We start from the raw sequence: 13,351 nt of genomic DNA, 5'->3' as shown, positions 1-13,351 counted from the left end.
CTGAGAACTCCAGGTCAGCGCTTGCGCTTCTTCGCGGGCTTGCGTCGTGGCGGCTGCGAGGTGAGGTGGTAGTAGAGCGCGTCCTCGGAATCTTCCACCACCACGTCGATGAAGTCGCCCACCTCGAGGTAGTCGTTGACGGCGATCCGGTCGGTCGAGCCGATGACTGCCTTGACCGATCGTGCGGGAACGAGGCCTCTACGGCCGTCGGGTCCGACGGCGAGTGCGTAGCGCGGACCGGTGCGGGTGACCCGGGCGCTGATGAAATCCGGATCCTTCGGAATCGGGGCGGCCGCAAGCACGCCCCCGTCCTTCGATGCGGCCGTCAACGAGTCGAGCTGCGCGGCCAGATCGTCGGCCATCGCATCCACCTGATCGAGCAGGTGGGCCATGTGCGCGGCGTAGTCGGTGTGCTTCTTGGTCGGCTTGAGTGCCTCACCGGGCTTGTACATGTCCTCGTGGGTCAGCTCGCCCCAGGCGTCCTGCAGGCGCGTCTTGACCTGAACTTCCACCTTCACGTCGAGATCGCCCTGATGCGTGGCCACTCGAACGACGAGCACGGCGTGATACGCGCGGTAGCCACTCGGCTTGGGAAAGGCGACGTAATCGGTGGGTGGTTGTGCGAACCGCACGGAGCATTCCGGGTCGTTGCACGCACGCTCGAGCGCAGCGACGAACGTCAGCTGATCGCGCGGGGTCTTGCACAGCACCTTGACGCCGACGAGATCGGGCAACGCCTCGGCGACGGCATCGGCGTCGGTCGGCTCGGCGATGCGGCCCTCGGACAGATAGCGGCGCAGTTTGTCGGCCGATCTGACCGGGTCCTTGATGCGTGCAGTCTGCGCATTGAGTCGGTCTCGATCGACGTCCTCGAGAATCTCGTCGGCGATGGTTTCGAGGAAGTTCTGCGCCGTGACGAGTGCGGCTTCCCACGCTCGACGACGCTGCAGGTACAGCTCTTCGACCAAGTCGTCGATACTCGTTGCCGATGTCACGATGCCGAGGTTAACGCAGAAGTGTCGGCATTCCTCTCGACGGCGCGCGTTCGAGCTGTGGCGCGACTGCGTCCGGTTTACGCTCTACCGCATGACCGTGGCCTCGGAACAGAAGGACGACTTCGTCGAGAAGTTCGATCCCTTTCGTCGCGAGTTGCTCGCGCACTGCTATCGCATGACCGGGTCGATCCACGATGCCGAGGACCTGTTGCAGGAGACGTACATTCGCGCATGGCGGGGTTACGCCAAATACGAGGGCCGTTCGTCCCTGCGCACATGGCTGTACCGAATCGCAACCAACACCTGTCTGACCGCTCTGGACGGCCGGGCGAAGCGTCCCTTGCCGACAGGCTTGGGTGCACCGAGTTCCGGCCCCACCGACGAACTGGTGCAGAACAACGAGATTCCGTGGCTCGAGCCGATCGCCGATTCCGAACTGGCGGATGCGAGTGATCCGGCTTCGATCGTGGTGGAGAGGGAATCCGTGCGGCTCGCCTTCGTCGCCTCCCTGCAGCATCTGTCGTCACGGCAACGCGCGGTGCTGCTGATGCGCGAAGTGTTGCAGTGGAAAGCATCGGAGGTAGCCGAGGTTCTCGCCACGACGACGACAGCAGTGAACAGCCTCCTGCAGCGAGCGCGGGAGCGGCTCGACGAGATCGCGCCCGCGCTCGACAACGTCGAGCCCATCGAATCCGCGGAATTACAGGAACTTCTCGCCCAGTACGTGGAGTGTTTCGAGAGCTACGACATCGACCGACTGGTCACGCTGTTCACCTCGGATGCAGTGTGGGAAATGCCGCCGTTCGTCGGGTGGTACCAGGGTGGCGAGACTATCGGATCTCTCATCAGGAACAACTGCCCCGCAAACGGGGCAGGCGACATGCGGATGGTGGCCACCTCTGCCAACGGTCAACCCGCATACGGGCTCTACATGCTGGCCGAGGACGGTGTGCACCGCGCGTTCCAGTTGCACGTTCTCGATGTCGATGCCAGAGGGGTCGGGCACGTGACCTGCTTCTTCGATCTGACGCTGTTCGATCGATTCGGTTTGCCCGACCGCCTCTAGTCGAACGTTCGGTCAGCCCTGCGAGACGGCCGACGGATCCATCCACATCACTTCCCAGACGTGGTCGTCGAGATCTCGGAACGCCCGGCCGTACATGAACCCGTGATCCTGGGGCTCCATCCACTTCGATCCACCCGCGGCGATCGCCGCGTCGGTGAGCGAGTCGACTTCCTCACGGCTGTCGGCAGAGACGCACATCAGTACCTCCCGGGCCGAGCCAGTGTCGCAGATCGAGTCCGAGATGAAGTCCTCGAATCGCGAGGTGGCCAGGAACATCACGGTCGCTTGATCGCTGACGACCATCGATGCACAATTCTCGTCGCTGAACATATCGTTGAACTGGAATCCGAGACCCTCGAAGAATCTGCGGGTTGCGACGACGTCGCGGACGGGCATGTTGGCGAACAGCGAACGGGACATGAATACACACCTTTTCTGGAAGAGCCTGCTGCGTCGAACCGTCGAACGACGGTCTTGTTCGTACTGACAGCTCTCGATCCGAAAAGTCATCGGGTGCAGATGTGCAGACACGACGCGACCCCGCCGAGCGGATGCTCGACGGGGTCGCGGACTGCGAAGCTGAAGGGGGGTGTGGCTATCGCGTGATCTGCGCGAGGCGCGAGAGCATCCGCGAGAAGACGTGGCCGTCGTTGCCGAGGTCTGCATAGGGATCGGATGCCTGATCCGACTCGGTGGCGTCCGGCGTTGCCGCAGCAAGCGTGCGCGCCAGGCGGGTGCGACGCTCGATGGCGTCGATGATGGTGGCGTCCAGCGTTGAAACTTCGTCGAAGAGCTGGTCGACGTCAGCTGTCGCGATATCGGCGTTGTCGGTGCCAATTGCGAGCGAATCGATCTGAACAGTCACATCGTCTCCTTTTGTTCGCGTCCTGAGGTGTGAGTCGTTCGGTCGGCCGGAACCGTTACAGCTCGGCCCGAGTAAAAACGATGTTTCGTCGCCCAGACCAAGATGCCCACTCGATGGGCCTGGGCCAACCTCTTCGGGGTGTGATGCTGCATACAGTCCGGTCGGTTCCTCCACCTGCGGGGTTCCCGGACGGAGCGGCTCCGAGGATTCTTCTCGCGTTGTTCCGGGTAGCCGCGAAGTGAACGACGTCGACTTTCGAGGAGTGAACGATGCGTTACGACTACCTGATCATCGGCGGGGGAATGGTCGCGGACAGCGCGGCTCGCGGAATCCGCGAGCAGGACACGACGGGCTCCATCGGCATACTCGGCACCGACCCGGACGCGTCGTACACGCGGCCGGCGCTGTCGAAGAAGCTGTGGACCGACCCGGAGTTCGGCCGTGATCAGGTCTCGCTCGACACGGCCTCCGACACCGGCGCAGAAGTGCACACCGGAACTCGAGTCGTGTCGGTCGACCGCTCCGACTCGTCGGTCACCACGGAATCCGGAGAACACCACGAGTACGGACAGCTTCTCCTGGCGACCGGCGCAACGCCGACGCGCATCGAACTGGCTCCCAGCCCCCGCGTGGTGTACTTCCGCACCTTCGCCGACTACCGGGCGCTGCGCGAGCTGACCAAGACCGCCGATCACATCGCCGTGGTCGGCGGCGGATACATCGGCACCGAAATCGCAGCTGCCCTGTCTCTCCAGAATGTGAAGGTCACACTGGTGACGTCGGATGCCGTACTCGGGGGACATATGTTTCCGCCGACCCTGGCTGCCGGCTTCGACAAGGGATTCGCCGGCCACGGTGTGACCGTGCGCCGGGGAACGAGGGTCGTGTCCGGAGCCGAGGCGTCGGCGCGCGTACAACTCCAACTCGACGACGGTTCGACCGTGGAGGCGGACGGCGTCGTGTTCGGACTCGGCGTGCGACCCAACACGGAATTGGCCGAATCTGCAGGGCTGTCGGTCGACGACGGCGTGATCGTCGACGAGTTCCTCCGGACCGAGGACGAGCACGTCTACGCCGCCGGTGACGTGGCGAACTACCCCGATGCCATCCTCGGACGCCGTCGTATCGAGCATGTCGACAACGCGACCGAGATGGGCAAGGCCGCAGGACGCAATATGGCCGGCGCCGCAGATCCCTACAGCTACACCCCGTACTTCTACTCCGATGTCTACGACGACGGCTATCAGGCGATCGGCACGGTGTCCACGACGCTGAGCGTCGTCGAGGACTGGAAGTCGGTGGGCAAGGAAGGCGTCGTCTACTACCTCGACGACGATGCCGTGGTTCGGGGCGTACTGATGTGGAACGTCTGGGAGGGCCTCGACGTGGCACGCACCCTGCTGGCCGAGAAGAAGCCGCAGACCGAGCAATCGTTGCGCGGACTGATCTGAAATTCTGGAACACTCGATGGCGAGCGATCGGTCGACGACACCGGCGATCCGGCGCGATCTAGGAGAGACGATGTCCGAATTCGATGGCAATGGGTCGGCCGAACAGCGTGCCCGGTTCGACGACGAGGTCCACCGCCGCTGCGCCGACTGCCGGTTGCCCGGCCGTTCCGAGCCACTGTCCGACGCGGCCGCTGTCGCCATCGCTGCCGGCCGAGTGGACCAGGCCACCCGAGTCGTACTCGTCGACCGATGGCATGCAGGGCGCTCGCTCCCGTCGATCGGGGGATTCGGCGCATTGCGCACTCTGGTCGACGAGCGCGATCGCTGGCTCGCCAAGGACACGACGAGCAAGCCCGGATCGGCGCTCGTGTACCGACTGCGAGCTGCCGAGCTGACCAAACGCGTCGATCACCACCGCACCACCGTGGTGATGTCCAATCGGCACTACGCCAACGGAGTACGTGCGGCGCGAAAGGAGCGGCGGGAAGGTGTGCATCTCGATCTGGACCAACGGGACGCGGTCTTCGATGCGCTGACGAGAACGCCTGCGCCACAGAAGTTCGGCCCGATCGCCGAGCGTGGCCTGTCACTGGTGGATGCGGCTACGGATCGGGTGAGCACGCTGGCGCGCAGAACGCCGGTGGCCGACAGGGTCGAGTGGGCGACCGGAATGGTGGATCAATTCGTGGACCGAAAGGACGACCGTTTCGTCGATCGCTACGACACGCTGCTGTTCCTTGCCGGCACCTCGTTCGATCGAGTGCGTCGGTCGCCTGCATGGCAATCGACCTACTTCGAGATCCAGCGCAATCAGCTGGACCTGTTCGTCGAACTCACCGAGATCTCGCTCGATGCCACGTCGCTGCGAACGGTAGCGACCGAGCTGAACCGGATCGGTGAAACGATGGTCGACGAGGAGACCGCAGCGCAGGTCGAATCTCGTCGTGGCGCACTGGAAGTGGTGTGGAAACAGTTGACCGGACGGGTGGCCGCGCTGGTACGACTCGCGAACGTGGTCGAGTCCTCGGAGACCGAGGCCCGCACCTCCGACGCGATGGCCCGAGCGCACAGCTTGGACGATCGGATCGATGATCTCGTCGGGAGGTCGGGGAGCCGGGAAATGTCCGCCGAGAACACACATTTCGTCGGTGATCAAGTGCGGACGCAGTGGCGCGACTGAGTGCAGCCGAGGGCACATAGCCGCGCCACTGGCTCTAGGCGATGATCGCGAAGAGGATTCCTGCGACGGCGAAGCTGACCACGGACAGAATTGTCTCGAGAACCGTCCATGTCTGCAGTGTCTGCTTGACGGTCAGGTTGAAGAACTTCGCAATGATCCAGAATCCGCCGTCGTTGACGTGGCTGGCGATGATCGAGCCCGCTGCGATGGACATGGCGATCAGCGCGACGGCCGGAGCCGAGTAGTCCTGGGCTGCGACCAGTGGTCCGACGATGCCGCCGGTCGTCACGATGGCCACGGTTGCCGACCCCTGGGCGACCCTGAGCGCACAGCTGATGATGTACGCCAGCACGATGATGGGAAGACCTGCGGCCGCCATGGTGTCGGCCAGGGCTGTGCCGATTCCCGTGGCGGAGATGACCTTTCCGAAGAACGCGCCTGCGCCGACCACCAGCAACAGCATGCCCACCGGACGAAGCGACTCTCCGGTCAGCTTGCTCAGTTCCTGGACCGTGGATCCGCGTCGAATTCCCAGAACGTAGAACGCGATCAGAACTGCGATCAGAAGCGCGACGGCCGGGGTGCCGAAGAACGTCAGTACTTCGAGTAGGTTGCCGGGATCGAGCAGGATGCTGCCGAACGTGGCGCCGAGGATCAGGACCAGTGGAACCGCGATGATCGCTCCGATGGTGCCCACCGACGGCGGCGTGGTGACGACCGGACGCTTGGTGGCGACCGTGCCTGCGCCTCCACCCTCGGTTGTGCTCGCGTCGTTTCCGTCGTTGATGAAGTCCTCGGGCACGTCGACGATGATGCGTTTGCCGATCCAGTTACCCCACACCAGGCCGGCGGCGATGAATCCTGGTATTCCGCAGATGAATCCGAACAGGATGAGCCAGCCCAGGTTCACTTCGAGCAACCCGCCGAGGGCAACCGGACCTGGATGTGGCGGCAAGAAAGCGTGCGTCATGGACAATCCTGCCAACATCGGCAGCGCGTAGAGCACCAACGACTTTCCGCCTTGGCGCGCCGCCACGTAGACCAACGGTGCCAACACGAAGATGCCGATGTCGAAGAACACCGGGATGCCGAAGATCAGACCCAACAGGCCCATTGCGATGGGTGCTCCGCGTTCTCCGAAGACGCCCAGCAGCTTGGCGGTCAGTGCCTGTGCGCCACCGGACTTTTCGAGAATCGCGCCCAGGACCGTTCCCAGTCCGATGATGACTGCGATGTGCCCGAGGATGCCGCCGAACCCGGTTTCGAGAAGCGATTCGTTGCTCTTGATGGCGGTGCCAACTATCTCGTTGACGGGCAAACCGGCAGCCAGAGCCAATCCGAGGCCGACGATGAGAAGTGCGATGAACGGTTCGAGTTTGACCTTGATGATGACGATGAGCAGTACAGCAATTGCGATGCCGCACAATACGAGTAGTCCTGGCGTGGAGGTTCTGAGCCAGTCGACGACAGAATTCATGACGAGCCTTCCTTGATGTCTGCGCTGATAGCCGCCACGAACGCCTGCGCTCGCGCGGTGATGTCGTCCCACTGGGCCGCCGCAACCGACGCCGGTGAAACCACATCGGTGCCTGCCGTCACTGCGACGGCACCGGATGCCAGGAACTGAGCCGCGTTACCTGCGTTGACTCCGCCGGACGGAACGAGTTGCGCGTCGGGGAAGGGGCCGAGCAGATCCTTGAAATACGCGGGCCCGACGGTCCGTGCCGGAAATATCTTCACGGCATCCGCCCCGAGATCGAGGGCGGTCATCACTTCGGACGGGGTGAGCGCGCCCATCATCAGCGGGATTCCGGCGTCGGTGACGATCGCGGCAACGTCAGGACGGAGCCCAGGAGTCACGACGAAGCTCGCCCCGGCGTCGATTGCCGACCGCGCTTGGTCGGCGGTCAGGACGGTGCCCGCCCCGACGACTGCACCGGCGTTCGATGCCGTGCGGACCAGCGCCAGCACGCCTGGTGTGGTGAAGGTCAACTCCAGGGCCCGAATTCCGCCGCGCGAGAGCGCATCTGCCAGCGCAACAGGATCGGAGATGTGAGGCGCGCGGACCACCGACAGTGCGCGGTCCGCGAGAATTGTGGACAGTGCATTCATGCTGTCTGCTTTCCGATGGAATCGAGTCGCAGGGCACGGCCTGCAAGAGAGTGGGTGGGACGTCGATCGTCGATGGCGAACGCACCGTTGACCATGACGTGGCTGATGCCGTCGGCCTGTTGTTTCGGATTCTCGAACGTGGCGGTGTCGCGCACGGTGGCAGGATCGAACAGCACGAGATCGGCTGCGTGGCCGAGGGCTATCGTGCCGCGGGCGCGCAGGCGGAGCCGCGCAGCGGGACGGCCGGTCAGGTGATTGATGCAGTCCTCCAGCGAGAGCAGTTGCTCGTCTCGGACGTAGTGACCCAGGTAGCGGGGAAAGGTTCCCCAGGCGCGTGGGTGCGGTTTCTCGCCGACCAGGATCGCGTCACTGCCGCCCATGTGGCGTGGATGCGCCATGATCTCTCGCACGTTCTCCTCGTGGCCGACGTGCTGGAGGATGGTGGTGGCCAGAGCGTCTCGGCGAAGGAAGTCGAAGAACACGTCCACCGGCGCGCGCCCCTTGTCGGCCGCGATATCGGACATCGTGCGCCCCACGTAGCGATCGAGCTCCGGATTCGCGACACCGCTGAGCTGGATGGTCTCCCACTCGACGGTCACGCCGTGGCAGCCGTCGGACCCGTCGACGTCGACATCCTGTGCGATGCGTCGACGCATGTCCGGATCGTCGAGGCGTTCGAGCGCGCGATCCGGGCCACCCGACATTGCCCAACTCGGCAGCAGCGCAGACAAAGTGGTGGCCCCGGGCAGATACGGATACGTGTCGAGGGTGACGTCGCATCCGTCCGAGATCGCAGAGTCGACGCGGTCCAAGAACTCACGTGCCCGGCCCCGATTGACGCCGAAGTTCATCGTCGCGTGAGTCAGATGCAGCGCACATCCCGTATCCCTCGAGAGATCGAGCATCTCCTGGTACGCGTCGAGCGCGCCGGCGCCGTACGACCGAGTGTGCGGTGCATAGAACCCACCGAAGTCGGCGACGACCTCGCACAGCGCGCGTAATTCGCTGGTGTCGGCATACATTCCGGGCGTGTACGTCAAACCGCTCGACATTCCGACGGCACCTTCTTGCAGGCCCTGCGCCAACAACTCCTGCATGTGGGCGATCTCGGACGGCGTCGCGGGTCGCTGATCAGGGCCAACCGCGAGGTATCGCAATGTTCCCTGGGGAACGAGATAGGCAGCGTTCGGGGTGATTCCCTGGTCGAGGCGATCGAGGTACTCCGAGACCGAACGCCACGAGAAGTCGAGGTCGACGGGATTGCCGTTCCATCCGGCGATCTGACGCCGCACCACATCGAGTGTCGCGTCGTCGATCGGAGCGTAGGCGATGCCGTCCTGTCCGATGACCTCGGTGGTGACGCCCTGACTGATCTTCGGGAAGTGGTCGGGGTCGGTCAGCAGACGCAGATCGGAATGGGCATGCATGTCGATGAACCCGGGGGACAGGACCTGCCCCGCAGTGGCGTCGACGATTCTGTCGGCACCGAGAACGGTGCCGGGTTCGGCGATCGAGGCGATGATTCCGTCGCGGACGAGAACGTCACGACGCAGTCGCGGTGACCCGGTGCCGTCGATGACGTCGGCACCTCGAAAGAGGGTATCGGGCATGAGGTTTCGACTCTCTAGAAGAATGTGTGCACGAGATCGACGACGCGGGGATCGTCGCCGTCGGCGTCGTCGACGACGGGAATCAGACGCCACTTGTCGAAAGCGGTGCACGGGTGAGACAGGCCCAACCGCACCACCGATCCCACCGGGAGCGCCGTGCTGTCCTCGGCCGGTAGACGGAGGAACGCGTGTTGATCGTTCAGCGCCGTGATTTCGGCACCGGAGTCGAGAGTTTCGCCTCCCCGGACCGATTGGGGGACAGGCAGTCCTTCGTCGAACGGAAAGTCCCGCTTGCCCGCGTCGAGCAGCGCGAGACCGGGCTCCGGCCGGGAGACCGTCCGAGCCCATCCGTGCATCGCCGACAGCAGCGGCGCGTCGGTGCGGGCGGGAGTGAGGGGTGAGATCTGCGAGTAGAAGCCGTCGTCGTGCACCACATAGGCACCCGAGCGCAGCACGACGTCGGTAGCTACACCGTCTCCGGTGGTGAGGGATTGCAACTGCTCGGCAACGAGATCCTGGTAGGCGCTGCCGCCTGCGGTCACGATCGCATGCTCGCCGTACAACCCTTCGGCATCGAGCGCGCGATGGAGGGCTGCGACGTTCTCGAGATAGGCCCGAACTGCTGCGAGGCCGCTGTCGGTCCGGTCGTGGCTCAGTGCGCCCTCGTAGCCGCCGACCCCGGCCAACGCCAGCCGCGGCGACGACGCGATCGCACGAGCGACCGCGGTCGCCTCGTCTGTCGTGCGTGCGCCGGTTCGACCGTGCGGGCCACCGAGTTCGACGATGACCGGGATGGGGCGCGTTCCCTGCGCCGTCAGTATGCGGTCCATCTCGTTCACCGTTGCGACGCTGTCCGCCCAGCAGTAGAACTCGAATGTCGGATGCGAATCCAGCTCGCCCGCAATCCATGTCAACGCGACGGGGTCGATCTCGGCGTTGGCGAGAACGATTCGGTCGACCCCGAACGCGCGCGCTGCTTGCACCTGCCATCCGGTGGCGAGGGTGATGGCCCAGCTTCCCGCGTCGAGTTGCTGCCTCCACAGTTGAGGGGCCATCGTCGTCTTGCCGTGGGGTGCGAGCAGCATTCCTGCACGCGCCGTCCATTCGGCCATGACCGAGATGTTCGACGCGATGCGTGCCCGGTCGAGTGTGAGTACGGGCGTCGTGAACTCGGAGAGCCGTGGCGACGTGGCGAGAAAACTCTCGACGGTGTGCCCCCACGACCTGGGGGGCAACGCCTTGTGCTCGGGTCCGAGCACTCGGCGGCTGAGCGCCTCGACGGCATCGATGTCGATCACGGTCGTCTCCTTGGTCTCAGTGAATCCACATGCGTTGCGCATTATGCAACGCTGGTTGCGCAATGTGTTTATGGTTTGTAGTCTGCAACGAAAGTCAGCGTTCCCGCAAGAGTTCGAGGAGATCGACGTGAAAGCACCACGAGCGGTGTGTGTAGGCGAAGGCCTCGTCGTTCTGGTCGCCGAGCCTGGCCCACTGGAGAAATCGGAGACGTTCGACCGCACCGCCGGGGGTGCAGAAGCCAACGTGGCCAGGGTGTTCGGTCAACTGGGCGTCGATGCATCATGGATCTCGCGAGTGGGCGACGACGGATTCGGCCGGTACCTCGTCGACCAATTGGTCGCGGCAGGTGTGGACACCTCCGGTGTGACGATCGATCACGAGCGACCCACTGGCATGTACGTGAAGCAACGCGGCTCGGGTTCCGACGACCGCCACGACCTCGCATGCCGAGACAGTGCGATGACCTACTTCCGTGCCGGCTCGGCGGCGAGTGCTCTGTCGCCCGGAGACATCGACGGGAATGCGGCGAACCTGGTGGCTCGTGCCGACTTGGTCCATTTCACCGGAATCACCGTGGCCATCTCGGATACCGCCGCCGATCTGACGAGATCCTTGATGGATCTGCCCACCCTCGTCAGCTTCGATCTGAACTATCGGCCGGCGCTGTGGAAGTCTCGGCCGGACGCAGCCACAGATGTCCTCGGTGAACATGTTCGAGGAAGCGATGTGGTGTCCATGGGTGCCGACGAAGCTGCGCTGGTGTTCGGCACGTCCGATCCCGACGAGCTGCGCGAGATGTTTCCGCAACCACACCATCTGGTGATCAAGAACGACGCACACACCGTGACGGCATTCGAGGGAACCTCTCGGGTCGACGTGCCGGCGCTGAAGCTCGACGTCGTCGAAAAGATCGGTGCCGGAGACGCATTCGCGGGCGGGTACCTGACCGGACTGCTGTTGGGTAGGAGTTCCGTCCAGCGCGTTCGGTTCGGGCATCTGTGTGCGGCGGGTGCCCTCACCGGGCACGGCGACATCGCTTCGGTGCTTCCCCTCGCGGTGCTGACCGAACTTGCGGAACTGGCCGACGTCGATTGGGCGAGGCTGGACTACGCAGCGACTGCCGCGCGTCACTCGGGGGTATTCCAATGAGTCAGAGTCTCGCGCGGGCGATGACACTTCTCGGCTTGCTCGGCGACGGACCGCGATCACTCGACGAGTTGGCGTCGGTACTCGAGGTCCACAAGACGACCGTGCTGCGGCTGCTTCGCACGATGGAAGCCGACAGATTCGTTCAGCACGACGCGGATCACCGATATCAGCTCGGATCCAGATTGTTCGAGCTCGCCAACCATGCGCTCGAACAGCGTGACGTGCGGAGCATTGCCCGGCCGCATCTGGCGGAACTCAACACGATCACCGGTCAGACCATTCATCTGGCAACGTACGAAGCGGGTGAGGTGATCTACATAGACAAGTTCGACGCCAAACAGAGCGTGCGGATGTATTCGCGGGTCGGCAAGCCTGCGCCGTTGCACTGCACAGCCGTCGGGAAGGTACTGATCGCTGCACGCCCACAGGTGGAGCGGGAGCAGATTGCGCAGCGCATCACCTACACGCCGTTCACCGAACGAACAATCAGAACGGCAGAGCACTACTTACGTGAGCTGGACCTCGTGCTCGCACAGGGATTCGCGGAGGACCGCGAGGAGCACGAGACGTTCGTCAACTGCATCGGCTCCGCTGTGCGCAACGGAACCGGCGACGTCGTGGCAGCAGTCTCGATGTCGGTACCCGACATGCTGCTCGACCATGACCAAGTACTGGCGACGCTGCCCGAAGTGCAACGGACCGCAGCCGCAATATCCGAGGGGCTGGGCTGGCAGCCGCAGGAACTCCAGGACCGCACGACAACCGACAAGAGCCCGACGGAAGGAAAACAATGAGCGAGAAGATCGAAATTCGCACCGCAGGAGCCCCGGCACCCGCCCACACGTTCTCCCAGGGAGTGCGAAAGGGCCCGTTCGTGCAGGTATCCGGACAGGGGCCGGTGGATCCCACTACCAGCGAATACCTCTACCCAGGCGATGTCGCTGCGCAGACCACCCGCACACTCGAGAACGTCAAAGCAATCGTCGAGGCCGGTGGTGCGACGTTCGACGACGTCGTGATGCTGCGCGTGTACCTGACCAAGCGTGAGGACTTCACGATCATGAACGACGCTTATGGCGCGTTCGTGTCGGCGCACACCTCCGGCGACGTACTCCCGAGTCGCACCACGGTGTTCACAGGACTGCCGAGGGAAGAGATGTTGGTCGAGATCGATGCCGTTGCGATCGTCTGACGGAGCCCTCATCGGGTTGCCTGGTCAGATGTTCACGCAGAAATTACATCTGACCAGGCGATTTGCGTATGTGTTGGTCTTCGCGTAACTTTTGTCGAGTCAGAGCGACACGGACACCGACCCGGTCTTCACGGACTGGGACAACGAGGTTGTACGGAGTATGCACTGAACAACCCAGGCAAGGCTCGAAAGTAATGAGTCATGTCTGGGGTTCGAGCGTGTAAGCCCCGAAGTTACCGTGCAAACGGCAGCGACGGTGTGTGCGTGTTCTTTGAGAACTCAACAGTGTGTCGATGAATGTCAGTGCCGAATTTATTTGGTGAAAGCATTCGATGTGTCAGCCATCCGCTTGTGGTGGTTGTTGTCGGGTGTTGTTTGAAAATGCTAGTTGAGTTTTTTTGCTAGTGATTTGACTCTTTATGTTTATGACTG

The 13,351-nt window shown here is 63.5% G+C and carries 13 protein-coding genes; 6 read left to right on the top strand and 7 right to left on the bottom strand.

What is annotated here, in order from left to right; genetic code table 11:
* Positions 1 to 14: 14 nt before the first annotated feature.
* Positions 15 to 995, bottom strand: coding sequence for a RelA/SpoT domain-containing protein (locus tag ABZ677_RS16365; RefSeq protein WP_358371033.1), 981 nt, complete (start codon positions 993 to 995; stop codon positions 15 to 17).
* A gap of 91 nt (positions 996 to 1,086) precedes the next feature.
* Between ABZ677_RS16365 and ABZ677_RS16360 the strand changes: the two genes are divergently transcribed.
* Entirely contained in the window at positions 1,087 to 2,061 is a 975-nt protein-coding gene (locus tag ABZ677_RS16360; protein WP_358371030.1) for a sigma-70 family RNA polymerase sigma factor, read from the top strand.
* A gap of 12 nt (positions 2,062 to 2,073) precedes the next feature.
* Here ABZ677_RS16360 and ABZ677_RS16355 read toward each other — a convergent pair whose 3' ends face one another.
* Both ABZ677_RS16355 and ABZ677_RS16350 read right to left on the bottom strand, forming a co-directional pair.
* Positions 2,074 to 2,481 carry a VOC family protein gene (locus tag ABZ677_RS16355; RefSeq protein WP_358371027.1) on the bottom strand — a complete coding sequence of 136 codons (408 nt, stop codon included), beginning with the start codon at positions 2,479 to 2,481 and terminating at the stop codon, positions 2,074 to 2,076.
* A 175-nt stretch (positions 2,482 to 2,656) separates the two neighbouring features.
* A complete protein-coding gene (locus tag ABZ677_RS16350) occupies positions 2,657 to 2,926 on the bottom strand; it encodes a hypothetical protein (protein ID WP_037191031.1) in 270 nt (89 codons plus the stop codon).
* A gap of 269 nt (positions 2,927 to 3,195) precedes the next feature.
* On the opposite strand from ABZ677_RS16350, the gene ABZ677_RS16345 reads away from it, so the two are divergent.
* Complete coding sequence (locus ABZ677_RS16345; protein ID WP_358371024.1) at positions 3,196 to 4,377, top strand: FAD/NAD(P)-binding oxidoreductase; 1,182 nt, start codon at positions 3,196 to 3,198, stop codon at positions 4,375 to 4,377.
* 70 nt (positions 4,378 to 4,447) lie between these two features.
* On the top strand, positions 4,448 to 5,557 hold the full coding sequence (locus ABZ677_RS16340; RefSeq protein ID WP_094634934.1) for a hypothetical protein: 1,110 nt from the start codon (positions 4,448 to 4,450) through the stop codon (positions 5,555 to 5,557).
* Positions 5,558 to 5,591: 34 nt separating this feature from the next.
* Here ABZ677_RS16340 and ABZ677_RS16335 read toward each other — a convergent pair whose 3' ends face one another.
* Genes ABZ677_RS16335 through ABZ677_RS16320 form a run of 4 tightly spaced genes read right to left on the bottom strand, consistent with a single transcriptional unit; the run spans position 5,592 to position 10,619 of the window.
* The gene (locus ABZ677_RS16335; protein WP_037191035.1) at positions 5,592 to 7,034 is read right to left on the bottom strand and encodes a gluconate:H+ symporter; all 1,443 of its coding nucleotides are present in this window, start codon (positions 7,032 to 7,034) and stop codon (positions 5,592 to 5,594) included.
* Complete coding sequence (locus ABZ677_RS16330; RefSeq protein ID WP_358371020.1) at positions 7,031 to 7,669, bottom strand: bifunctional 4-hydroxy-2-oxoglutarate aldolase/2-dehydro-3-deoxy-phosphogluconate aldolase; 639 nt, start codon at positions 7,667 to 7,669, stop codon at positions 7,031 to 7,033. Before ABZ677_RS16330 ends, ABZ677_RS16335 begins: the two co-directional genes overlap by 4 nt.
* A complete protein-coding gene (locus ABZ677_RS16325) occupies positions 7,666 to 9,279 on the bottom strand; it encodes a D-aminoacylase (protein ID WP_358371017.1) in 1,614 nt (537 codons plus the stop codon). The genes ABZ677_RS16330 and ABZ677_RS16325 overlap by 4 nt, the downstream gene beginning before the upstream one ends.
* Positions 9,280 to 9,293: 14 nt before the next feature.
* On the bottom strand, positions 9,294 to 10,619 hold the full coding sequence (locus ABZ677_RS16320) for an amino acid deaminase (protein WP_358371014.1): 1,326 nt from the start codon (positions 10,617 to 10,619) through the stop codon (positions 9,294 to 9,296).
* Positions 10,620 to 10,704: 85 nt separating this feature from the next.
* Here ABZ677_RS16320 and ABZ677_RS16315 point away from each other — a divergent pair, with 85 nt between their 5' ends.
* The 3 genes from ABZ677_RS16315 to ABZ677_RS16305 are packed head-to-tail and all read left to right on the top strand — an operon-like array spanning position 10,705 to position 12,919.
* Positions 10,705 to 11,727 (top strand): sugar kinase, encoded by a 1,023-nt coding sequence (locus ABZ677_RS16315; RefSeq protein ID WP_230596285.1) that lies wholly within the window; start codon positions 10,705 to 10,707, stop codon positions 11,725 to 11,727.
* Complete coding sequence (locus ABZ677_RS16310) at positions 11,724 to 12,521, top strand: IclR family transcriptional regulator (RefSeq protein ID WP_052047708.1); 798 nt, start codon at positions 11,724 to 11,726, stop codon at positions 12,519 to 12,521. The genes ABZ677_RS16315 and ABZ677_RS16310 overlap by 4 nt, the downstream gene beginning before the upstream one ends.
* The gene (locus ABZ677_RS16305) at positions 12,518 to 12,919 is read left to right on the top strand and encodes a RidA family protein (RefSeq protein WP_094634902.1); all 402 of its coding nucleotides are present in this window, start codon (positions 12,518 to 12,520) and stop codon (positions 12,917 to 12,919) included. Before ABZ677_RS16310 ends, ABZ677_RS16305 begins: the two co-directional genes overlap by 4 nt.
* Positions 12,920 to 13,351: the final 432 nt, after the last annotated feature.

Origin of the sequence: Rhodococcus sp. NPDC006774, assembly GCF_040636045.1 — a bacterium.
GTDB lineage: Bacteria > Actinomycetota > Actinomycetes > Mycobacteriales > Mycobacteriaceae > Rhodococcoides.
Note: the sequence above shows the minus strand (reverse complement) of the source record. Positions and strands in the feature narration are given on the sequence as shown.